Source organism: Pseudonocardia sp., from assembly GCF_029263155.1.
In the GTDB taxonomy this organism is placed as follows: Bacteria; Actinomycetota; Actinomycetes; order Mycobacteriales; family Pseudonocardiaceae; genus Pseudonocardia.
In genome coordinates, this window is record NZ_JAJCYB010000096.1 from 1 (window position 1) to 22033 (window position 22033).

General features: G+C 73.5%; 20 protein-coding genes. 5 read left to right on the plus strand and 15 right to left on the minus strand.

Features of this window, described 5'->3' with window-relative positions; translation table 11 throughout:
• Positions 1 to 241: 241 nt before the first annotated feature.
• The 6 genes from Q1K26_RS19375 to Q1K26_RS19400 form a co-directional block, all read right to left on the minus strand.
• Positions 242 to 1519 (minus strand): thymidine phosphorylase, encoded by a 1278-nt coding sequence (locus tag Q1K26_RS19375; RefSeq protein ID WP_300014816.1) that lies wholly within the window; start codon positions 1517 to 1519, stop codon positions 242 to 244.
• 63 nt (positions 1520 to 1582) lie between these two features.
• On the minus strand, positions 1583 to 1975 hold the full coding sequence (locus tag Q1K26_RS19380) for a cytidine deaminase (protein ID WP_300014818.1): 393 nt from the start codon (positions 1973 to 1975) through the stop codon (positions 1583 to 1585).
• Entirely contained in the window at positions 1968 to 3176 is a 1209-nt protein-coding gene (locus Q1K26_RS19385; RefSeq protein ID WP_300014898.1) for an ABC transporter permease, read from the minus strand. The genes Q1K26_RS19380 and Q1K26_RS19385 overlap by 8 nt, the downstream gene beginning before the upstream one ends.
• Positions 3177 to 3238: 62 nt before the next feature.
• On the minus strand, positions 3239 to 4324 hold the full coding sequence (locus Q1K26_RS19390; protein ID WP_300014821.1) for an ABC transporter permease: 1086 nt from the start codon (positions 4322 to 4324) through the stop codon (positions 3239 to 3241).
• 62 nt (positions 4325 to 4386) lie between these two features.
• Entirely contained in the window at positions 4387 to 5913 is a 1527-nt protein-coding gene (locus tag Q1K26_RS19395; protein ID WP_300014824.1) for an ABC transporter ATP-binding protein, read from the minus strand.
• A gap of 73 nt (positions 5914 to 5986) precedes the next feature.
• The gene (locus tag Q1K26_RS19400; protein ID WP_300014828.1) at positions 5987 to 7141 is read right to left on the minus strand and encodes a BMP family ABC transporter substrate-binding protein; all 1155 of its coding nucleotides are present in this window, start codon (positions 7139 to 7141) and stop codon (positions 5987 to 5989) included.
• A gap of 357 nt (positions 7142 to 7498) precedes the next feature.
• Here Q1K26_RS19400 and Q1K26_RS19405 point away from each other — a divergent pair, with 357 nt between their 5' ends.
• On the plus strand, positions 7499 to 8656 hold the full coding sequence (locus Q1K26_RS19405) for a serine hydrolase (RefSeq protein ID WP_300014831.1): 1158 nt from the start codon (positions 7499 to 7501) through the stop codon (positions 8654 to 8656).
• A gap of 91 nt (positions 8657 to 8747) precedes the next feature.
• Here the strand turns inward: Q1K26_RS19405 and Q1K26_RS19410 are convergent, their stop codons facing one another.
• Genes Q1K26_RS19410 through trpS form a run of 4 tightly spaced genes read right to left on the minus strand, consistent with a single transcriptional unit; the run spans position 8748 to position 11708 of the window.
• Positions 8748 to 9161 (minus strand): hypothetical protein, encoded by a 414-nt coding sequence (locus tag Q1K26_RS19410; RefSeq protein ID WP_300014835.1) that lies wholly within the window; start codon positions 9159 to 9161, stop codon positions 8748 to 8750.
• 58 nt (positions 9162 to 9219) lie between these two features.
• Positions 9220 to 9558 (minus strand): hypothetical protein, encoded by a 339-nt coding sequence (locus Q1K26_RS19415; protein WP_300014838.1) that lies wholly within the window; start codon positions 9556 to 9558, stop codon positions 9220 to 9222.
• Between the two features lie 26 nt (positions 9559 to 9584).
• Positions 9585 to 10670 carry an inner membrane protein YhjD gene (gene yhjD / locus Q1K26_RS19420; protein ID WP_300014841.1) on the minus strand — a complete coding sequence of 362 codons (1086 nt, stop codon included), beginning with the start codon at positions 10668 to 10670 and terminating at the stop codon, positions 9585 to 9587.
• A 15-nt stretch (positions 10671 to 10685) separates the two neighbouring features.
• Positions 10686 to 11708, minus strand: a complete 1023-nt coding sequence (trpS, locus tag Q1K26_RS19425; protein ID WP_300014844.1) for a tryptophan--tRNA ligase — start codon at positions 11706 to 11708, stop codon at positions 10686 to 10688.
• A 144-nt stretch (positions 11709 to 11852) separates the two neighbouring features.
• Here trpS and Q1K26_RS19430 point away from each other — a divergent pair, with 144 nt between their 5' ends.
• On the plus strand, positions 11853 to 13364 hold the full coding sequence (locus Q1K26_RS19430) for a carotenoid oxygenase family protein (RefSeq protein WP_300014847.1): 1512 nt from the start codon (positions 11853 to 11855) through the stop codon (positions 13362 to 13364).
• 113 nt (positions 13365 to 13477) lie between these two features.
• On the opposite strand, the gene Q1K26_RS19435 is transcribed toward Q1K26_RS19430, so the two are convergent.
• The 5 genes from Q1K26_RS19435 to Q1K26_RS19455 all read right to left on the minus strand — a co-directional run bounded on the left by Q1K26_RS19435 (position 13478) and on the right by Q1K26_RS19455 (position 18852).
• A complete protein-coding gene (locus tag Q1K26_RS19435) occupies positions 13478 to 13642 on the minus strand; it encodes a hypothetical protein (protein ID WP_300014850.1) in 165 nt (54 codons plus the stop codon).
• 74 nt (positions 13643 to 13716) lie between these two features.
• The gene (locus tag Q1K26_RS19440) at positions 13717 to 16293 is read right to left on the minus strand and encodes a bifunctional FO biosynthesis protein CofGH (RefSeq protein WP_300014853.1); all 2577 of its coding nucleotides are present in this window, start codon (positions 16291 to 16293) and stop codon (positions 13717 to 13719) included.
• A 210-nt stretch (positions 16294 to 16503) separates the two neighbouring features.
• Positions 16504 to 16962, minus strand: a complete 459-nt coding sequence (locus Q1K26_RS19445) for a YbaK/EbsC family protein (protein ID WP_300014901.1) — start codon at positions 16960 to 16962, stop codon at positions 16504 to 16506.
• 51 nt (positions 16963 to 17013) lie between these two features.
• Positions 17014 to 18453 carry a serine/threonine-protein kinase gene (locus Q1K26_RS19450; protein ID WP_300014856.1) on the minus strand — a complete coding sequence of 480 codons (1440 nt, stop codon included), beginning with the start codon at positions 18451 to 18453 and terminating at the stop codon, positions 17014 to 17016.
• A 63-nt stretch (positions 18454 to 18516) separates the two neighbouring features.
• Positions 18517 to 18852, minus strand: a complete 336-nt coding sequence (locus Q1K26_RS19455; RefSeq protein WP_300014859.1) for an SH3 domain-containing protein — start codon at positions 18850 to 18852, stop codon at positions 18517 to 18519.
• A gap of 115 nt (positions 18853 to 18967) precedes the next feature.
• On the opposite strand from Q1K26_RS19455, the gene Q1K26_RS19460 reads away from it, so the two are divergent.
• From Q1K26_RS19460 to Q1K26_RS19470, 3 genes are all read left to right on the plus strand, one after another.
• Positions 18968 to 21181, plus strand: coding sequence for an NADP-dependent isocitrate dehydrogenase (locus Q1K26_RS19460; RefSeq protein WP_300014862.1), 2214 nt, complete (start codon positions 18968 to 18970; stop codon positions 21179 to 21181).
• Between the two features lie 92 nt (positions 21182 to 21273).
• Complete coding sequence (locus tag Q1K26_RS19465) at positions 21274 to 21531, plus strand: CopG family transcriptional regulator (protein ID WP_300014865.1); 258 nt, start codon at positions 21274 to 21276, stop codon at positions 21529 to 21531.
• The gene (locus tag Q1K26_RS19470; protein ID WP_300014868.1) at positions 21528 to 21911 is read left to right on the plus strand and encodes a type II toxin-antitoxin system VapC family toxin; all 384 of its coding nucleotides are present in this window, start codon (positions 21528 to 21530) and stop codon (positions 21909 to 21911) included. Before Q1K26_RS19465 ends, Q1K26_RS19470 begins: the two co-directional genes overlap by 4 nt.
• Positions 21912 to 22033 lie beyond the last annotated feature (122 nt).

The following is a 22033-nucleotide window of genomic DNA, read 5'->3' on the forward strand; positions in this document are numbered from 1 at the left end:
AGCGCCCGCAGCGCAGCGAGGACGAACGACGTTGACACCGACCAGCGGCGGAAGACGATCTACCCGGGAGGGAGGCAGAACACCCGTCGCTCAACAGGAACGACCTTCATCCGCAGCTTGACATCCATAGGAGCATCCGGCGCACGGAGCGCACCGACCGGGACCGTGCGCACCGCGTGGTCACCGTGCACATGTCGTGCCCAGTGCACGGTGGCCGCACGATGTGCACGCTGAGCCAGCGCTAGCGTTGCACCGCGCCGAGCAGCAGCGGTGGGCGGCCGGCGGGCTCGCCGAGCACGCGCACCCCGGTGTCCAGTGCCGCCCGGGCGCCCGCGACGGCGCCGGGGGTGTCGGTGTGCAGCTCCAGCAGCGGCTGGCCCGCCTCGACCGGAGCGCCCGGGTCGGTCAGCAGCAGGACCCCGGCTCCGGCCTGGACGGCATCCTCCTTGCGCGCCCGTCCCGCCCCCAGGCGCCAGGCCGCCACGCCGACGGCGAGCGCATCGGCGGCGAAGGTGCCGGAGCGGTCGGCCGTCACCGTCTCGACGTGCGCCGCGACCGGCAGCGGCGCCGACGGGTCGCCGCCCTGCGCGGCGATCATCGCCTCCCACACCGGGTAGGCCGCCCCGGAGGCGAGCACCTCGGCCGGGTCCACGCCGGTGATCCCGCCGAGCGCGAGCATCTCCCGGGCCAGCGCCACCGTCAGCTCGACGACGTCGGCCGGGCCGCCACCGCGCAGCACCTCGACGGACTCGGCGACCTCCAGGGCGTTGCCGACGGCCCGCCCCAGCGGCACGGACATGTCGGTCAGCAGCGCCGCCGTGGCGAGGCCGTGGTCGCAGCCGAGCCGCACCATGGTCTCGGCCAGCTCCCGGGCCCGCTGCGGGGTCTTCATGAACGCGCCGGACCCGACCTTCACGTCCAGCACCAGCCCGGACGTGCCCTCCGCGATCTTCTTGCTCATGATCGAGCTGGCGATCAGCGGGATCGACTCCACCGTGCCCGTGACGTCGCGCAGGGCGTAGAGCTTGCGGTCGGCGGGCGCCAGCGTCGGCGTCGTCGCGCAGATGACGGCGCCGACGTCGGCGAGCTGGGCCGCGATCTCCTCCAGCGTCAGCGACGCCCGCCAGCCGGGGATGGACTCCAGCTTGTCCAGCGTGCCCCCGGTGTGCCCGAGCCCCCGCCCGGACAGCTGCGGCACCGCCGCCCCGCACGCAGCCACCAGCGGCGCGAGCGGGAGCGTGACCTTGTCGCCGACCCCGCCGGTGGAGTGCTTGTCCACCAGCGGGCGGCCGATGTCACCGAAGGACAGCGTGTCGCCGGAGTCGATCATCGCCTGGGTCCAGCGGGCGATCTCGGCGGCGTCCATGCCGTTGAGCAGGATCGCCATGGCGAGCGCGGCCATCTGCTCGTCGGCGACGTCACCCGCGGTGTAGGCGGCGAGCGCCCAGTCGATCTGGGCGTCGGACAGCCGCCCGCCGTCGCGCTTGGTGGTGATCACGTCGACGGCGCTCATGCTCATGGACGTGACCGTAGCGCCGCACGCATGGCGCGACTCGCACGCACGGATCTCCCGACTCGCGGTTCAGGTGGGGAGGTGTTCGGGGCCGAACGCGTCGGGGAGGACCTCGCTCAGGGGGAGGATGCCCCGGGGGGTGTCGAGCAGGCAGTCGGGTCCGCCGAACTCGTAGAGGACCTGCCGGCAGCGCCCGCAGGGCATGAGCAGCTCGCCGGTGCCCGACCGGCAGGCCACCGCGACGAACCGGCCGCCGCCGGTGAGCCGGAGCTGCCCGGCCATCGTGCACTCGGCGCACAGGCCGAGCCCGTACGAGGCGTTCTCGACGTTGCAGCCGGTCACGACCCTGCCGTCGTCGCACAGCGCCGCGGCGCCCACGTCCAGGTGGGAGTAGGGGGCGTACGCCGCCGCGGCCGCGGCGACCGCCGCGGACCGCAGGGCGGGCCAGTCGGGCTCAGTCACCCTCGCCCCTGCGGAACTCCATGCCGATCGCCGCGGGGGGTCTGAGCCGCTGCGACGCGACCGCCAGCACCAGCAGCGTGACGATCTGCGGCGCGTAGGAGGCGAACTCCCGCGGCACGGTGTCGATCGAGTAGTAGATCGCGTAGACGGCCGCACCCGCGAACAGCGAGATCGCGGCCGACCGCCAGTTGCGTCGCACGACCCACAGCACCGCCGCCCCGACGGCCAGGATCGACACCCCGTACAGCAGCGCGTGTACCGCCTCCCCGCCCGCGCGCAGCTGCAGCCCGTCGACGTATCCGAACAGCGCCGACCCGGCCAGCAGACCGCCCGGCCGCCAGTTGCCGAAGATCATCGCGGCGAGCCCGATGTAGCCGCGCCCGCCGGTCTGGCCCTCCAGGTAGCCCAGCTGCCCGGGGTTGAGCGTGAGTGCCGCACCGCCGATCCCGGCGAGCGCGCCGGAGACGACGACCGCCAGGTACTTGTAGGAGAACACGTTGACGCCCAGCGACTCGGCCGCCACCGGGTTCTCCCCGCACGAGCGCAGCCGCAGCCCGAACGCCGTACGCCACAGCACGTAATAGCTGATCGGCACCAGCGCGAAGCCGAGCACCGCCAGCGGGGTGAGCCCGGACAGCAGCCCGCCCAGCAGCCCGGCGACGTCGGAGAGCAGCACCCGTTGCTCGCGTTCCACCGCGGCCAACCAGCCGGCGAGCGGCTGCACCGAGAACGTCTCGAAACCCTCCACCGGTGGCGACTGGCGCGGGTTCTGCGACACCGGGAAGAAGATCAGCGTCGAGAGGTACTTGGTGACGCCCATGCCCAGCAGCGTGATCGCCACGCCCGAGACGATGTGGTTGACGCCGAACGAGACCGTGGCCACGGCATGCAGCAGGCCGCCGAGCGCTCCGAACACCAGCCCGCCGACGACGGCCGCATAAGGGCTCGCGAACGTGTAGCCGGCCCACGCCGCGCCCCAGGTGCCGAGGATCATCATGCCCTCGAGCCCGATGTTGATGACGCCCGCCCGCTCGGCCCACAGCCCGCCGAGCGCGGCGAACAGGATCGGCAGCAGCAGCCGGACCGCAGCCTGGGTGGTGCCGCTGGAGGTGAGCTGGACCTGCCCGGTGAGGGTGGCGACGAGCGCCAGGAGCCCCACCCCGATCCCGACGACGATCGCCGAGCGCGCCCAGCCCGGCAGGGAGCTGAACCCTCGACGGGCCGGTTGCGCGGGGCCCGTCCGCGTCGAGGTGTTCGGGGTCGTCACGCCATGGCCCCCTTCGGGTCGGCCGGCACGCTGCGCAGCTGGGCGGCCACCCGACGCTGCTCGGCGGCCAGCTCGTAGCGGCGCACGATCTCGTAGGCCACCACCACGGACAGCACGATCGAACCCTGCATGATCAGCACGATGTCGCGGGGGACCCCGACGTTGTCGAGCGCGAGCGCCGACTTGTCCAGGAACGACCACAGCACCGCGCCGAAGGCGATACCGACGGCGTGGTTGCGCCCCAGCAGTGCCACCGCGAGCCCGGTGAAGCCGTAGCCCTGCGGGGAGGTGAGGGTGTAGGCGAAGTCGCGCCCGAGCAGCTCGGGCAGCCCCGCGAGCCCGGCGACGGCCCCGGACAGCACCATCGCGATGATCACCATCCGCTTCGCGTCCACCCCGCCCGCGGTGGCCGCTGCGGGCGACTCGCCCGCCGCCCTGAGCTCGAAACCGAAGCGCGTGCGACCGAGCATGAACCAGTACCCGACGCCGAGCAGCGCCGCCACGAACACCATTCCGAAGATCGTTCCCGCACCGGTCGGGATGCCGGGGAACTGGCCGCTCGCAGGGATCGGTGCGGTCGAGATGTTGTTGCCCTGCAGCACCCCGAAGGCGTCCGGCCGGATCAGGAACGCGATGGCGCCGAGCGACACGGCGTTCAACATGATCGTCGAGATGACCTCGCTGACGCCGCGGTAGGCCTTGAGGAGCCCGGGGATCCCGGCCCACACGGCCCCCACCAGCACCGCGACCACGATGATCACCAAGGTGTGCAGGACGGGAGGCAGCACGACCAGGCCGCCGACGATCGCCGCCACGCACGCCGCGAGCCGGTACTGGCCCTCGATACCGATGTTGAACAGTTTCAGCTGGAAGCCGATGGCCGCAGCCAGCGCCACGACGTAGTAGATCGCGGCACTGTTGACGATGTCGACGGCCGTGGTGCCCTGCCCGACCTGGGAGACCATCACCACCAGGGCCGTGGCCGGGGACGCGCCGCTGATCAGCAGGGCCCCGGCGCACAGCGCGGCCGCGAACAGGATCGCGAGCAGGGGTGGGAGCAGCGCGGTGCGGATCCGGCGCATCGCGTCACCGCGATGAGCGCGCGACGCCGGACCGGGTTGCGGTGGAGGTTCCGCGGGCGCGCTCATGCCGCCGCGTCCCCGCCGGCGCCGGTCATCGCGGCCCCCAGCTCCTCGGGCGTGACGGTCGCGGGATCGGCGGTGGCCACCAACCCGCCGCGCAGCATCACCCTGATCGTGTCGGACAGGCCGATCAGCTCGTCGAGGTCCGCGCTGATCAGCAGCACGGCCAGCCCGCTCGCCCGGGACCGGCGCAGCACCTCCCAGATCCCGGCCTGCGCGCCCACGTCCACGCCGCGGGTGGGATGCGAGGCGATGAGCAGCACCGGGTCCCCGGACAGCTCCCGGCCCACCACGAGCTTCTGCTGGTTGCCGCCCGACAGCGCGGCCGCGGCCACGTCGACGCCGGGTGTTCGGACGTCGAACTCGGCGACGATGCGCTGCGTGTCGCGGCGGGCCGCGCCGCGGTCGAGCAGGCCCAGGAGCCCGCCCCGCGAGACCGGGGGCCTGCTCTGGTGGCCGAGCATGCGGTTGGCCCACAGCGGCTGGGCGGACAGCAGGCCGTGGCGCGTGCGGTCCTCGGGCACGTAGCCGATCCCGGCCTCCCGCCGCGCGAGCGTGCCGGCGTGGGTGATGTCGGTGCCGCACAGCGTGATCACCCCGCCGGAGCTCCGCCGCATGCCCATGAGTGTCTCGACCAGCTCGGTCTGCCCGTTGCCCTCGACCCCGGCGATCCCGAGCACCTCGCCCGCGTGCACGACGAGGTCGATGTCGGCGAGGCGCGGGCGCCCCCCGTCGTCGGAGGCGAGCTGCAGGCCCTCGACGCGCAGCACCTCACGGTCGGTGACCGACGAGTCCCTGGCCCCCGGTGTGGGCAGCTCGCTACCCACCATCATCTCGGCGAGCCGGCGGGTGGTGACCGTCGCCGGGTCCGCCGTGCCGACGCTGGAGCCGCGCCGGATCACGGTGATCTCGTCGGCGATGGCGCGCACCTCGTCGAGCTTGTGCGAGATGAACAGGAACGTGTAGCCCTCGGCACGCATGCCGCGCAGCGTGCCGAACAGGTCGTCGACCTCCTGCGGCACCAGCACCGCCGTCGGTTCGTCGAGGATGATCGTGCGGGCGCCACGGTAGAGCACCTTGACGATCTCGACGCGCTGCCGGTCGGCCACACCGAGGCGCTCGACGAGCAGGTCGGGACGCACGTCCAGCCCGACGGTGGCGGCCAGCTCCGCGATCCGGGACCGCGCCTTCGCGCCGATGCCGAGCCGGGCCTCGGCGCCGAGCAGGATGTTCTCGGCGACGGTCAGGTTGTCGGCCAGCATGAAGTGCTGGTGCACCATCCCGATCCCGGCCCGGATCGCGTCGGCGGGCGACCGGAAGCGCACCCTCTCGCCCTCGACGGTGATCGTGCCCTCGTCGGGCTGCTGGATCCCGTAGAGGATCTTCATCAGCGTCGACTTGCCGGCACCGTTCTCCCCGCAGAGCGCGTGCACCCGTCCGGTCCGGACCTTCAGGTGGATGTCGCTGTTGGCGACGACTCCGGGGAAACGCTTCGTGATCCCGGCCAGCTCGACGGCGTACTCCGCCATTCCACTCCTCAACGACACCGACGTCGGGGGGCCGGGGCGTCGGCCCCGGCCCCCCGCGCTCACGCTGCGCAGACTACGGCGTGGAGCTCACCGTGATGTCGCCGCTGACGATCGCCGCCTTGTAGGCGTCGAGGTCGGCGACGAGGTCGTCGATCAACCCGCCGGTGGTGGAGTAGCCGACGCCGTCCGACGCGAGGTCGAACGCCTCCGGGATGACCGAGGTGTCCCCGGCCGCCACCGCGTTGATGTAGTTGAACACCGCGACGTCGACCCGCTTGAGCATCGACGTCATGATCACCTCGTTCACCGGGGGGTCCACGGTGTTGTACTGGTCGGAGTCGACGCCGATCGCCCACGCCGGAGCGTCCGGGGTGGTGGCCGCGGCGACGGCCTGGAACACGCCCTGCCCCGAGCCCCCGGCCGCGTGGTAGATCACGTCCGCGCCCTCGTCGAGCTGGCCGCGTGCCACCTCGGTGCCGCGGGCCGGGTCGTTGAACCCGGAGAAGTCGCCCGCCGGGGAGATGTAGTCGACGTCCACGACGACGTCGGGGGCGACCGCCTTGGCGCCCTCGACGAAGCCCGCCTCGAAGGCCTGGATCAGCGGCACCTCGACACCACCGACGAACCCGACCCGGCAGGCCGTGGTGCGCATCGCCGCGGCCGCGCCGACCAGGAACGAGCCCTGTTCGGCCGCGAAGGTCAGGCTGGTGACGTTGGGCAGGTCGACCACGGAGTCGACGATCGCGAACTGCACGTCCGGGAACTCCGCGGCGACCGCGGTCAGCGCCTCGGAGTAGGCGAACCCGACCGCGACGATCGCGTCGAACCCGTCGGTGGCGAGCTGGCGCAGCCGGGTGACCCGGGCGTCCTCGCTCTCGCCGGTGGCCGCGGCCAGGGCACGCGTGTTGTCCTCCGGCAGGCCGAGCTCGCCGATGGCGCGCTCCAGACCGGCGTTGGCCGCGTCGTTGAACGACTGGTCACCGATGCCGCCCACGTCGAAGGCGAGGGCGACACGCAGCGCGCTGGCGTCGGCGTTCGGGGCGAGCGGGGCGGCACTCGGGCCCGCGCCGCCCGCCGCGGCGGCGGGGGCCGGGTTGCGGACGCACTCGGCGCTCTCCCCGCCCGCCTCGGGGGCCGCGGGGGTGCCGGTGTCGCGGGCACATCCCGCGAGGATCAGCGCACTGCTCAGCACGGCGGCGGCCAGTGCCATTCCACGTCTGTTGCGCACGGAAGGTGCCTCCTGTTCTGGCCGGTGCACCTCAGCTAGCCGGCAGGACGGTCTCTCGGGGGAGCCGCGGCGCAGCGATGCGCGCGACGGCGAACCGTAAACCCCCGGGCCCGGCGTTGACCATGGCCGTGACCGAATCGTCGGCTCCATTCCGTGAGCAGCGAGTCACTGGGAACGCCGGGTCCGCGACGTTCCGGCCCACGGGACGAGGCGACCGGGCTCATGCCCGCGAGTCGGGGCCTCCGTCCGCGCGAGTCGGGGCCTCCGTCCGCGCGAGTCGGGGCCTGCGTGCGCGCGAGTCGGGGCCTGCGTGCGGGTCGGAAGGCGGGAGCCCGCCGGCGCGTAGAGTTCGCGGTCGTGCGCTGGGTGGCGGGGGTCGCGCTGACCGCCGCCGTGCTGGTGGGCGCAGCGCCCGCAGCCCATGCCGGCCCGGCGGGGTGCCCCGGGCAGGGATCGCCCCCGCCCCCGGCCGCCGCCGAGGAGGGTGCCGGTGCGCCGGCGCTCCCGGTCCCGGCCGAGCCCGTCGGCGGCCCGCGGCTCGGCACGTGCGGCGACCTCGTCGCCGGCGGCGCGCCGGTGCCCCCCGAGGTCGGGGTGGCGGCGTTCGTAGTGGCCGATCTCGACTCCGGCGCCGTGCTCGCCGTCCGCGCCCCGCACGCGCGGCACCGCCCGGCGTCGACGATCAAGGTGCTGACGGCGCTGGTCGCGCTGCGGGACCTGGATCCCGACCTCGTCGTCGACGGCACGGCCGAGGACCTGCGCATCGAGGGCAGCCGGGCCGGGATCGGTCCCGGTGGGCGCTACACCGTGCGCCTGCTGCTGGAGGGGATGCTGCTCAACTCCGGCAACGACACCGCCGCGGCGCTGGCGCGGGCGCTGGGCGGCGACGCGGCGGCGGTGGCCGCGATGGCCCGGACCGCGGCGGCGGCCGGCGCTCTCGACACCCGGCCCGTCACGCCGTCGGGGCTCGACGGTCCGGGTGCCGCGACCTCGGCCTACGACCTCGCGCTGCTGTTCCGGATGGCCCTGCGCGACCCGCTGTTCGCCGCCACGATCCGCACCCGCTCGGTCGCGTTCCCCGGCTACGCCGACATGCCGGGTTTCGAGCTGTCCAACTCCAGCCGCTTCCTCACCGGCTACCCGGGTGCGCTGGGCGGCAAGACCGGTTTCACCGACGCCGCCCGGCACACGTTCGTCGGCGCCGCCGAGCGGGACGGGCGTCGACTGGTGGTGGCACTCGTGCGCGGCGAGCAGTCCCCGGTGCCGATGACGGCGCAGACCGCGGCATTGCTGGACCTGGGGTTCGCTCTGCCTGCGGACGTCGCGCCGTTGGGGATGCTGGTCGACGCGGCACCGGCCGCCGCGACGGCGTCCCCGGCCGAACCGACGACGGCCCCACCCGAGCCGGCACCGGCCACACCGCCGCGGCCGGGATCGCCTCCGGGGCTCGCCGTCGGCGCGATCACGGCAGTGGCGCTCGTCGCCCTGGTCCTGCTGGCCCGCAGGCCCCGCTGAGCACGCCGCGCCGAGCCGGCCTCGCACACGGATCGGCACCTCGCACGGCGTCGGCGGCGCGCGAGACACCACCTGGTGTGCGAGGGCGCGCTCACCGCCCGTCGGAGCGGCCTCCGCGGCCTCGCAGCGCCCGCAGCACCGCGCCGGCCGCACGGTTCACCGCCGACACCGCGCCGTAGACGCCGTCGGCGGTGCGGTCGTGCACCTGCCGGACGGCCTCGGAGGCGGCCCGGGTCGGGGGCAGCGCACCGAGGATGCCGAACGGGACGTCGGCGATCGCCCGGTGGACGTCCCGGACCCCGGAGGTGCCGGCCTCCACCGCCTCCTCGACGCGCCGGGCCTCCTCGACGGCCTCGACGGTCGCGGCCCGCTCGGCGTCACGGCGTGCCGCGCGGCAGGCCAGCCCGAGCAGGCGCACCTCGTCGTCGACCCGCCGCAGGGTGGCCGCGACGAGCAGCAGCACGCCCAGCACCACCGGCCCGACGAGGGCGGCGACCGCCGTCACGCCCGCACCTCGACGACGCCCGGCGCTCCTGAGCCCGAGAGGACGGCGCCCGGCGCGGTCACGGCGCGACGACCCGCACCTCGGCGCGCACGCCCTGCTCCGCGAGCTGTTCGGCCAGCTGCGCCGCCGCCCGGGCCCCGACCTCGCGCCGCACCAGCCGCGGGACCAGCGCCCCGAAGCGGCGCGCCGCCCACGACTCGCGTGCCGCCAGCTCCTGCGCGTTGAGGATCTCCACCTCGATCAGCGGATGGAACGGCGACCCGACGCCCGGGGGCGCAGCCTCCGCCCGCGCCGCGGCCACGCGCTCCCGCAGGGAGCGGGCCTGCCCCAGCAGCACCACCGCGACGGCGAGCTCCAGCACGAGCACCACCAGCACCACGACACCACCGGCCGTCATGGGCGACGATGCTACCGGCGGTAACCTCAGGGCCGGCGCCGCCCCAGCAGGAACCGGCCACCGAGCATCCCGGCGATCGCGCCGGCACCCAGCAGTCCGGCGGCCGTCGCGCCGTCCGGGCCGGAACGCACAGTGAGCTCGGAGTGGATCACCGCGGGTCCCGGGACCTCCACCGGCTCCTCCTGCTCGTTGTCCGTCGCCGTGGCCGCCCAAGCCGTCACGAAGAGGATGAACCGGGAGGTGAAGAACGCGAAGACCATCAACCCGATGAACGGACCGATGATCTGACCGGTGGGCGAGTCCGTGACGGAGGCGAGGTAGATCGTCATGACCTGCTTGAGCACCTCGAACCCGATCGCGCCGAGCACGGCGGCCTTCGCCGCGCTGCGCAGCGTGGCGTGCTCGCGGGGCAGCCGGGCGATCACCCACAAGAAGATCAGCCAGTTGGCGGTCAGGCCGAGCAGGACGCCGAACAGGCCCAGCAGGAACCGCGCCCAACCCTGCTCGGCCAGCCCGACGAACTCCAGGATCGTGCCGGTGAAACCGAACACCAGACCGGTGATCGCGAACGAGCCGATCATGGCTGCGCCCAGGCCGACGAGGGTGAGCAGGTCGAACAGTGTCTTCTTGACGATCGGCGGGACGGTGGGCGGCTGACCCCACTGCTCGGACAGCGCCTCGCGCAGGTTCGACATCCAGCCGATCCCGGTGTAGAGCGCGCCGAGCAGGCCGATGACCCCGATGGTGCCGCGAGAGTCGATCGCGTCGTCGACGATCGGGTTGATCAGGTCGTCCAGCCCGGCCGGGGCGTTGGCACTGATTCCCGCCTTGAGCTGGTCGAGCAGGTCGGGCTGCAGGAACAGCACGAACCCGAGCGCCGCCACCGAGACCAGGATCAGCGGGAACAGCGCGAGCACGCTGAAGTAGGTGATCGCCGCGGCGTAGTGGTCCCCGTGCCGCTCGGTGTAGCGCGCCCCGGCGCGGACCAGGTGGTCGAGCCATCCGTACCGCGCACGCAGCTGCTCGAACCTCGTCGGCGCGGGCGGCTCCTGTGCCTCCGCCGCCTTCGCGCGCACCTCGTCGTCAGCCTTGTCCACAGTGGCGGTGGCCACGCTCGTCACCTCGTCCTAGGTCGGCGGCAGGAAGCCGATCTTCTCGTGAACCGCCGCCAGTGTCGCGCCGGCGACCTCGCGCGCCCGGGTGGCTCCGCGGGCGAGGACCCGGTCGAGCTCGGCCGGGTCGTCCAGGTAGGCCCGTACCCGTTCCGCCAGCGGAGTAGTGAAATCGGCGACGATCTCCGCGAGGTCCTTCTTCAGGTCGCCGTACCCGCGCCCGGCGTAGTCGTCCTCCAGCTGCGCGACCGTGCGCCCGGACAGCGCCGAGTGGATCGTCAGCAGGTTGGAGACACCCGGCTTGGCCTCGGCGTCGAAGCGGATCTCGCGCTCGGCGTCGGTGACGGCCGAGCGGATCTTCTTCGCGCTCACCTTGGGGTCGTCGAGCAGGTTGACGATGCCTCCCGGCGCGGAGCCGGACTTGCTCATCTTCGCCGTGGGGTCCTGCAGGTCCAGGACCTTCGCGGTGCCGGTGAGGATGTAGGGCTCGGGCACGGTGAGCGCGGTGCCGCCGAAGCGGGAGTTGAAGCGCTTCGCGAGGTCGCGGGTGAGTTCCACGTGCTGGCGCTGGTCCTCGCCGACGGGCACGCGGTCGGCCTGGTAGAGCAGGATGTCGGCGGCCTGCAGGATCGGGTAGGTGAACAGCCCGACGGTGGCGCGGTCGGCGGTCTGCCGGGCCGACTTGTCCTTGAACTGCGTCATCCGGCTCGCCTCGCCGAACCCGGTCAGGCAGCCCAGGATCCAGGAGAGCTGGCTGTGCTCGGGCACGTGCGACTGCACGAACACTGTGCACCGGTCCGGGTCCAGGCCGAGCGCGAGCAGCTGCGCCACACCGTTGCGGGTGCGGTCGGCGAGCGTGGCCGGGTCGTGCTCGACGGTGATGGCGTGCAGGTCGGGTACGAAGTAGAAGGCGTCGTGGTCCTCCTGCAGGGCGATCCACTGCCGCACCGCGCCGATGTAGTTGCCGAGGTGGAACGAGTCCGCGGTCGGCTGGATGCCGGAGAGCACCCGCGGGCGGCGATCGGTGGGCGTCGTCATGGGGTCATTCTCCCCATCCCGGCCACCGCGTCGCGCGGCGGTGCCCGGACCGTCCCGGGTGGGCGGCGCCTGCCGCATTCGATGCTGCGCCGCACCGCGCTGCGCGCGTAGCGTCCGGTGCACGCGTTGACGAGGAGGCTCGCCGTGACCACGTTCGTCGCCCAGGAGACCGGTTCCGAGGAGAACCCGTACCTGCTCGGCGTCCACGCTCCCGTCCGCGACGAGGTCACCGCCGACGACCTGGAGGTGATCGGCGAGATCCCGAGCGACCTCAACGGCGTCTACCTGCGCAACGGCCCCAACCGCCGCTACGGCGCCCCCGGCCGCTACCACTGGTTCGACGGCGACGGCATGGTGCACGCGATGTCGTTCGAGAACGGCCGGGCGCGCTACCGCAACCGGTACGTCCGCACGAAGGCCCTGTCGATGGAGGAGGCCGCCGGTGGGCCGCTGTGGAGCGGGGTGATGGAGAGCCCGCGCGGCAACCCGGTCGGCACGGCGCGCGGCCTGCCGTTCAAGGACAGCGCCAACACCGACCTCGTGCACCACGACGGGCGGGTGCTGGCCACCTGGTACCTGTGCGGGCAGCCGATGAGCCTCGACCCGCTGTCGCTGGAGACGATCGGCGCGGAGACCTTCCTCGGCACCCTGCGCGGGGACGTGATGGCGCACCCGAAGTCCGACGAGTCGACCGGCGAGCTGATGTGGTTCGACTACGGTAATCCCCGGACGGCCTCCGCCTCGCTCCGCAGCGGCGTTGATCGACCGGAAGTGCGTCGGGGCGCCCGCGACCCGCTGATGCGCTACGGCGTGGTCGGCGCGTCGGGCCGGATCGAGCACGAGGTGCCGATCGACCTGCCGGGCCCGCGGCTGCCGCACGACATGGCGATCACGGAGAACTTCTCGATCCTCATGGACCTGCCGCTGGTGCAGGACCGGGCCGCGGCCGCGCAGGGCCGGTACAAGCTGCACTTCGACCGGGAGATGCCGTCGCGGTTCGCGGTGATCCCCCGCCGCGGCACGGACGTCCGCTGGTTCACCGCGGAGCCCTGCTACATCTACCACGTCGTCAACGCCTACGAGTCCGCATCACCGGACGGGCACCGCACGATCGTCCTGGACGTCTGCCGCGTGACCCGCCCCGAGCCGCAGCCGACCCGCCCCGGGCCGCTGGGCAAGCTGCTCGGCTACCTGCGCCTCGACGCCCGCCTGCACCGCTACGTGTTCGACCTGGACACCGGCACCACGACCGAGACCCGGCTCGACGACGCCAACACCGAGTTCCCGTCGATCGACGCCCGGATGATCGGCAAGCCGGCGCGCTACGCCTACAACGTGCACATCGCCGACACCGAGACCGTGCTGTTCGACGGGCTGCTGCGCTACGACCGCGTCACCGGGCAACGGCAGGACCACCGCTTCGGGCCGGGCCGCTACGGCAGCGAGGCCCCGTTCGCCCCACGCGACGGTTCGCGGGGGGAGGACGACGGCTACCTGGTGTCGTTCGTGACCGACGAGCGCGACGGGCGCTCCGAGGTGGAGATCCTGGACGCGAGCGACCTCACCGCGGGCCCGGTGGCGCGGGTGCGGCTGCCCCAGCGCGTGCCGGTGGGCTTCCACGCCACCTGGGTGCGCTCCGACCAGCTGCGGCGGTGACTCGTCCGCCGGCCCCGACGCGGCGGCCGGGCGCGATCCGTCCGAGCTGACCTGCGTGGCCGAACGGAACGTGGTTGCTGTTCGCCCATGATCGAACAGCAACCAGGTTCCGCTCACGCGTGATCGGCGTCCTCGGGCTCCGGTTCCGCCGCCCGCACCACCTCGACCGTGCCGGCGTCGAGGTCGATCGGCCCGAGCCGCCACGGCTGCCCGTCGCCCGCCTCGGCGGCCTCGTCGAGGACCTTCGGCCCCGGGAACATCTCGCCCAGCACGCCCATGGGCCCACCCTACGCGCGCGACGAACGGCACTCCGGGCCACTCGGAGTGGACGGGAGTGCCGTTCGTCGCCCGGTCAGGCCGTGGTGAGGGGGAGCAGGCGCGGCGGTGCGTGCCCTGCGGGCTCCAGGCGCGCCGGTTGCCCGGCGTAGGTCGTCGTGCGTTGCCGCACCGGGCGGCCGGCCGCCGCCGCGATCGCCGTCAACTCCGTCACCGTGCGGGCGCTGCCGTTCTCCGAGCCGGCCATCCGGCTGATCGTCTCCTCCATCAGCGTGCCGCCCATGTCGTCGGCACCGCCGCGCAGGATGTCGGCCGACAGCGCGTCGCCGAGCTTCACCCACGAGCACTGGACGTGGTCGATGCGGCCGTGCAGGGCGAGCCGGGCGACGGCGTGCACGGCGCGGTTGTCGCGTTCGGTGGGGCCGGGGCGGGCAAGGCCCGCGAGGTAGATGGGCGCGTTGTGGTGCACGAACGGCAGCGGCACGAACTCGGTGAAGCCGCCGCTCTCGTCCTGCTGCCGGGCCAGGGTGCGCAGGTGCCCGAGCCAGTGCCGCGGCTCGTCGACGTGGCCGTACATCATCGTGGAGCTCGACGGGATGCCGAGCCGGTGAGCGGTGCCGACGACCTCCAGCCACTGCGCCGCGGGAAGCTTGCCCTTCGTCAGCACCCAGCGCACCTCGTCGTCGAGGATCTCCGCGGCCGTGCCGGGGATCGAGCCCAGCCCGGCGTCCCGCAGCTCGGTGAGCCATTCCTCGATCGAGACGCCCGCCTTGGCCGCGGCGGACACGATCTCCATCGGGGAGAACGCGTGCACGTGCATGCCGGGTACGGCGGCCTTCACCGCGCGCACGAGATCGGCGTAGAAGGTGACCGGCAGCTGCGGGTCGATCCCGCCCTGCACGCACACCTCGGTGGCGCCGTCGGCCGCCGCCTCCACCGCCCGGGCCGCGACCTCGTCGAGGGAGAGCCGGAACGCGTCGGCGTCGCGCTCGCGCTGGGCGAACGCGCAGAACCGGCAGCCGACGTAGCACACGTTCGAGAAGTTGATGTTGCGGTTGACGACGTAGGTCACCTCGTCGCCGACGACGTCGCGGCGCAGGTCGTCGGCGAGCCGGGCCAGCTCGTCGAGCGCGGGCCCCTCGGCCAGCACCAGCGCCATGGCGGCGTCGGCGTGGGCCGGGTCCAGCAGCGCCGCCGGGTCGGCGGCGGCGAGCGCGAGCCCGGCGCGGACGTCGGAGTCCAGCCGGACCGGGGCGGCCTGCCGGTAGGCGGCGAGCTCCTCCTTGAGCGACTCCCAGTCGCCGTAGACGGACTCGAAGTCGCCGCGCCGGTCGTCGGTGCGGCCGGTCGTGTCGATCGAGCTGTGCAGATCGGTGCGGCCGGAGGAGGCGAACCCGCCGTCGGGCTCCTGCCACGGCCGTCCCGCGACGACGGCGCTCTCGTTCGCCAGCCCGTCCTCACCGGCCAGCGCCGCGACGTGCGCGTGCAGCCGCGTGTCGATCCACGGCGACCCGGCCAGCACGTACCTCGGGTACGCCGTGAGCCGCTCGCGCAGCACGAACCCGGCGGCCGCCGAGCGCGTGGCCAGCTCGTCGATCACCGGCCACGGCCGCTCGGGGTTGACGTGGTCGGCCGTGACGGGTGAGACCCCGCCCCAGTCGTCGATGCCGGCGCGCAGCATCAGCTCGAACTCCTCGCCGACCAGGTTCGGCGGCGCCTGCACCCGCATCCGCGGGCCCAGCACGATCCGGGTGACGGCGATGGTGGCGGCGAGGTCGTCCAGGTCGGCGTCGGGGTCGTTGCGCATCGCCGTGTCGGGCTTCGCCCGGAAGTTCTGGACGATCACCTCCTGCACGTGCTCGTGCGCCCGGGCCGCCGCCCGGATCGCGAAGATCGACTCGGCGCGCTCGACCCGGTTCTCCCCGATCCCGATGAGGATCCCCGTGGTGAACGGGACACCGACGCGTCCGGCGTCGGTCAGCGTGCGCAGCCGGACCGCGGGCTCCTTGTCGGGGCTGCCGTAGTGCGGGCCACCGGGCTCGCTCCACAGCCGCGTGGCCGTGGTCTCCAGCATCATCCCCATGCTCGGGGCCACGGGCTTGAGCCGCGTGAGCTCCTCCCAGCTCAGCACGCCCGGGTTCAGGTGCGGCAGCAGCCCGGTCTCCTCCAGCACCGCGATCGCGCAGGCGCGCACGTAGTCCAGCGTGGAGTCGTAGCCGCGGGCCTCGAGCCACTCCCGGGCGGCGGGCCAGCGCTCCTCGGGGCGGTCGCCGAGGGTGAACAGCGCCTCCTTGCAGCCGGCCGCGGCCCCGGCACGGGCGATCTCCAGCACCTCGTCGCGCTCCAGGAACGCGGCCGGCAGCCGGTGCGGGACGGTGGCGAAGGTGCAGTAGTGGCAGCGGTCGCGGCACAGCCGGGTCAGCGGGATGAACACCTTGCGCGAATAGGTGACGACGCCCGGTCGCCCCTCGGCGAGCAGCCCCGCGTCCCGCACCCGGGACGCCGCGGCGAGCAGCTCGTCGAGCTGCTCACCACGCGCGGCGAGCAGGACCGCGGCCTCGGTGACGTCGAGGGTGGCACCGTCGCGGACCCGGCGCAGCGCCCGTCGCAGTGACGCGGCGGTGGGGGCGGGCTCGGGGAGCTGATCGGCCATACCCGAGACAGTAGGTCGCGCAGCGGCCCGAGGTCGACAGTCGCCCGCACCGTCCTGGGCACAGGGACCGGTGGCGGTGTCCGCTCGGCACCTGCAGCGGGCGCGGCGGACGGGGGGTGGGCCAACGGTGCTGGTCGGGCCCCGTCCTCGCGGGTTCGCCCGCCACCGCGCCACCGACAGGGCCGGTCGAGGTGAGCGTGGTCACCCCGGCTACGCGACGTCCGCGGGCGTGCCACCGGTCACCGCGCGCAGCTCGGCGAACGTGCTGGGGAACACCGAGTGCGGGATGCCGGCGGCCGCCCACACCTCGTCGAACGCCTCCAGCGCACGGTCGACGAGCGTGCGCAGCGGCACCGGATGGCCCAGCGGGGCGACCCCGCCGATGGCCTGGCCGGTGGCGGCGCGGACGAACTCCGGTGTCGCCCGGCGCACCCGCTGCACCGCGAGCAGCGCGGCGACCTTCCCGGTGTCCACCCGGTGCGCCCCGGAGGTCAGTACCAGCAGCGGCTCGCCGTCACCGCCCTGCGTGGTCATCTCGAAGACCAGCGAGTTGGCGATCTGCCCGACCTCGACGCCCAGTGCGGCGGCCGCCGCGGCCGCGGTCGTCACGGCGTCGGGCAGGACCTGCAGGCGCGCGACCCGGACCGGATCCGCGCCCGCGGCGAGCAGGGCGGCGGTGACGAGCTCGACGTTGCGGTGCACGGCCCATCCGACCACGGCTCACCCGACCTCGGCGACGCGGCTCCCGGTGAGCTGGGTGCCGTCGGCGTTGGTCAGGAAGCAGGAGACGCTGCGCTCCCCGAAGCTCGGGGAGCCGGACGTGGCGGTGTTGCGCACGAACTCCCCCTCGGAGGGCAGCAGCGCGATGACGGCGAGCCGGTCCTTGCCGTCCTCGACGATCTGGCCGGACTCGAACAGCATCGCGCACGCCGTGGCCGCGAACTCGTCGATGCGCCGCGGGTAGGGCACGTCGCGGGACGTGGCGACGGTGTCCCACTCGGCGAACAGCTCCGCGACGTGCGGGTTGGTGCAGGTGACCGAGGCCGACGAGCCGATCTGCACGCCGGGCCCGGGCAACACGTTCACGCAGGCCGAGCCGATCGAGCCCGAGTAGTCGTAGACGGGCAGGTCACCGCCCTGTCCGTAGGTCAGCGTGGTGACGTCCGGCCGTCCCGACCCGGCCAGCCCGAACCCGCCGACCAGGCCCGCGACCAGGCCGAGCACCAGCCCCGCGGCGAGCGCGATGCCCACCCACCTCCAGGGCCGCTGCCGCACCGGCGCCACGAGCCGGCTGGTGACCGGCGTGGTCACGGTGTTCCCGGTGGACGGATCGGGAGCGCCGTTCGACGACACCGCCAGCAGCGCCGCGGCCTGCATCCCGGTCAGCCTGGCCTGCGGCGCCCGCTGCAGCAGTCCGGTGATCACCGAACCGAGCGGGCCGCGGGTGCGGGTGGGGGGAGGATCGGAGTGCAGCACGGCCGAGATGGTGGCCGCGGTGGACTCCCGGTCGAACGGCCCGACGCCCTGCACGGCGCAGAACAGCGTGGCGCCGACGGCCCACAGGTCGTCGGCGGGGCTGACCGAACCGCTCTCCAGCCGCTCGGGGGACATGTAGCCGGGCGACCCGATCAGGGCCCCGGTGCCGGTCAGCCGCGGGTCGTCCGCGGCCTGCGCGATCCCGAAGTCGGTGAGCTTGACCCGGCCGCCGGGCCCGAGCATCACGTTGCTGGGCTTGACGTCACGGTGCACCACGCCGCTGTCGTGGGCCACCCGCAGCGCCGCGATCAGCTGCTGCCCCACGGCCGTGGCGGCGCGCTCGTCCAGCGGTCCCGACGCGGCGACGACGTCGGCGAGCGTGCGGGCCTCGATCAGCTCCATGACGATGTGGTCGACGCCGTTGTCGGTGACCACGTCGTAGACGGTGACGATCCCGGGGTCGTTGAGCCGCCCCGCGGTGCGGGCCTCGCGCAGCAGCCGCTCGCGGAACAGCAGCCGCTCGGCGGGCGGGATCCCGTCGGGCAGGTGCAGCTCCTTGACGGCGACGTGGCGGCCCATCACGCGGTCCTCGGCGCGCCAGACGATGCCCATCCCGCCTCGGCCCAGCTCGGCGAGCACGACGTAGCGGCCGCCGATGACCCTCGTGGGACTGATCGGGTTCACGACGCCCAGACTCCCACAGCGCCGGAACCGCACAGCGCCCGAGATCGTCCGGGCCGTGATCCCTCAGCCGCAGTCGGTGCCCGGCACGGGCGTCAGGAACTGGTCGGCCACGAAGCTGCCGTCCTCCAGTTCCCGGAACCCGTCGGTGACCTCGCGGGTGCCGTCCACCAGCTCGCCGCGGGCCAGCGTGCCGATCAGCTCGGCCTCCTGGGCGGGCCCGGCGCGGACGTTGAGCTGGTCGGTCGTGACCTCCAGCTGGCAGCCCGTGGAACCGTCCGCCCGGGCCACCTCGACGCCGCCGCGCTCGATCAGGGCGACCGTCGCGAGCACGACGCCGAGGATCAGCACGAACGTCCAGCTGCGGTAGCTGGGACGCTTCAGGGTGAGCTTGGGGGGCATCGAACTCCCGAGGACGAGTGGCACCTCACGGTAGCCGCCCGGCGCCGCGATGCCCACCGGACGCGCCAGGCTGCACGTCGACAGGACAGGCGTACGGGATAGCGTGTCGGCACACGTGAACCCGAGCATCGAGGGCAGGCCGGAGCAGAAGATGAAGCTCATCTACACCTACACCGACGAGGCACCGGCGCTGGCGACGCACTCGTTGCTGCCGGTCATCGAGGCGTTCGCCGGAAAGGCCGGGGTCGACGTCGAGACCCGCGACATCTCGCTGGCCGCCCGCATCCTGGCCCAGTTCGGGCACGCCCCCGACGCGCTGGCCGAGCTGGGCGCCCTGGCCACCACGCCCGAGGCCAACATCATCAAGCTGCCCAACGTCAGCGCGTCGATCCCGCAGCTCAAGGCCGCGATCGTGGAGCTGCAGCAGGCCGGGTTCGACCTTCCCGACTACGACGACGCGGGTCCCGAGGACCGCGCGCGCTACGACGCCGTGAAGGGCAGCGCGGTGAACCCGGTGCTGCGGGAGGGCAACTCCGACCGCCGCGCGCCCGCCTCGGTCAAGGGCTTCGCCCGCACCCACCCGCACTCGATGGGTGCCTGGTCGCCCGACTCGGCGTCGCACGTGGTGACCATGGACGACGGTGACTTCCGCCACTCCGAGACCTCGGTGACCCTCGACGCCGCCACCGACCTGCGTATCGAGCACGTCGCCGCGGACGGCGCGGTCACCGTGCTCCGGGACGGGCCGGCGGTGCAGGCGGGCGAGATCGTCGACGCCGCCGTGATGCGGGCCGACGCGCTGAGCGCGTTCCTCGCCGCGCAGATCGCCGACGCTCGCGAGTCCGGCGTGCTGTTCTCGATCCACCTCAAGGCCACGATGATGAAGGTGTCGGACCCGATCCTGTTCGGGCACGCCGTGCAGCAGTACTTCTCCGACGTGTTCGCCCGGTTCGGCGACGACCTGGCCTCCGTCGGCGCCGACCCCGACGACGGGCTGGCCAGCGTGCTCACCGCGCTGGGCAAGCTCCCCGCCGAGAAGCGCGAGGCCATCGAGAAGGCCATCACCGCCTGCTACGACAGCGGACCGTCGCTGGCGATGGTCGACTCCGACCGCGGCATCACCAACCTGCACGTGCCCAGCGACGTCATCATCGACGCCTCGATGCCCGCCGCGATCCGCTCGTCCGGGCAGATGTGGAACGCGGCCGGGGAGCTGCAGGACACCAAGTACGTCATCCCGGACTCGTCCTACGCCGCGCTCTACGCCGAGACCGTCGCGCACTGCCGCGAGCACGGCGCCTTCGACCCCACCACGATGGGCACCACCCCCAACGTCGGGCTCATGGCCCAGAAGGCCGAGGAGTACGGCAGCCACGACAAGACCTTCGAGATCACCGCGCCCGGCACCGTCCGGGTGGTGACCGCCGACGGCACCGTGCTGCTCACCCACGAGGTCGCGGCCGGGGACATCTGGCGCGCCTGCCAGACCAAGGACGCACCCGTGCGCAACTGGGTGGAGCTGGCCGTCTCCCGCGCCCGCGCCACCGGCGCGCCCGCGGTGTTCTGGCTCGACGAGACCCGCGGCCACGACGCCGAGGTGCTCAAGAAGGTCCGAGCCCAGCTCGACTCGCTGGACACCGCAGGGCTCACGATCGAGGTCATGGACGTCGCCGCGGCCACCCGCTACACCCTGGAGCGGGCCAGGCGCGGTGAGGACACCATCTCGGTCACCGGCAACGTGCTGCGCGACTACCTCACCGACCTGTTCCCCATCCTGGAGCTGGGGACCTCGGCCAAGATGCTCTCGATCGTGCCCCTGATGAACGGCGGCGGGCTGTTCGAGACCGGCGCGGGCGGCTCGGCGCCCAAGCACGTGCAGCAGCTGGTCCGCGAGAACCACCTGCGCTGGGACTCCCTCGGGGAGTTCCTGGCGCTGGCGGTCTCGCTGGAGTTCCTGGCCGAGAAGACCGACAACCCGCGCGCGGGGCTGCTCGGGGCGGCCCTGGACGCGGCGACGGGCCGGCTGCTGGAGGAGGGCCGCTCGCCCTCGCGCAGGGCGGGCGAGCTGGACAACCGCGGCAGCCACTTCTACCTGGCGCTGTACTGGGCCCAGGAGCTGGCGGCCCAGACCGACGACGCCGCGCTCGCCGCGGAGTTCGCGCCGCTGGCCCAGACGCTGGCCGCGGCGGAGGACACGATCGTCGGCGAGCTGAACGCGGTGCAGGGCAACCCGGTGGACCTGGGCGGCTACTACTCGGTGGACAAGAAGAAGGCGGACGCGGTGATGCGCCCCAGCGCGACGCTGAACGCGGCGATCGCCGAGTTCTGAGGGGTTCTCGCGCGCTGAACCGGGTTTCGCGGGGCGCCGGCACCGCGCGAGACCCGGTTCGGTGCGCGAGTCGGTGATGTATGTTGTGATGTATGAATCGCACCAACATCTACCTCACCGACGAGCAGCGGGAGCAGCTCGACGCCCGCGCCCGCGCCGAGGGGATGTCCCGCGCGGAGCTCATCCGGCGGGTGCTCGACCGCGCGCTGCACGGGGAGTCCGACCGCCTCACCGCCGACCTGGCCGCGATCACCGGCTCCTTCGGCGCGCTGGCCGACGACGGGGTCGAGTTCGACCGGGGCGACGGGGCCCGCGGTGCGCACCTGGAGCGGATCGCCGGCCGGCGATGATCCTGGTCGACTCCGACGTCCTGATCGCCCACCTCCGCGGTGTCCCGGCAGCCGGGGACTGGCTCACCGACGCCCGCCGACGCACCGGGCCGCTGGCGGTGAGCGTGGTGTCGGTCGCGGAGATCACCGGCGGCATGCGGTCGGGCGAGCGCCGCGAGGTGACGCGCCTGCTCGACTCGCTGCAGTCCCTCGCCGTCGACGACGCGGTGGCCCGCCGCGGGGGCGAGCTCCGCCGTCGTTTCCGGCGCTCGCACGCCGCGATCGGCATCGCCGACTACCTGATCGCGGCGACGGCGCAGACCCACGGTTGCGAGCTCGCCACGCTGAACGTGCGGCACTTCCCGATGTTCGACGACCTGGCGGCCCCGTTCGCCGTCTGACGCACCCGCGAGGTTCGCGGTGCCTCGGTCGGGGAGCGGCGCCCGATCCGGAGGGGGCTCCCGAGGTCGGGCGGAGCCCCGATCACGGCCGCCGCGGTGGCCGCGGATAACCGGTTGCCCAC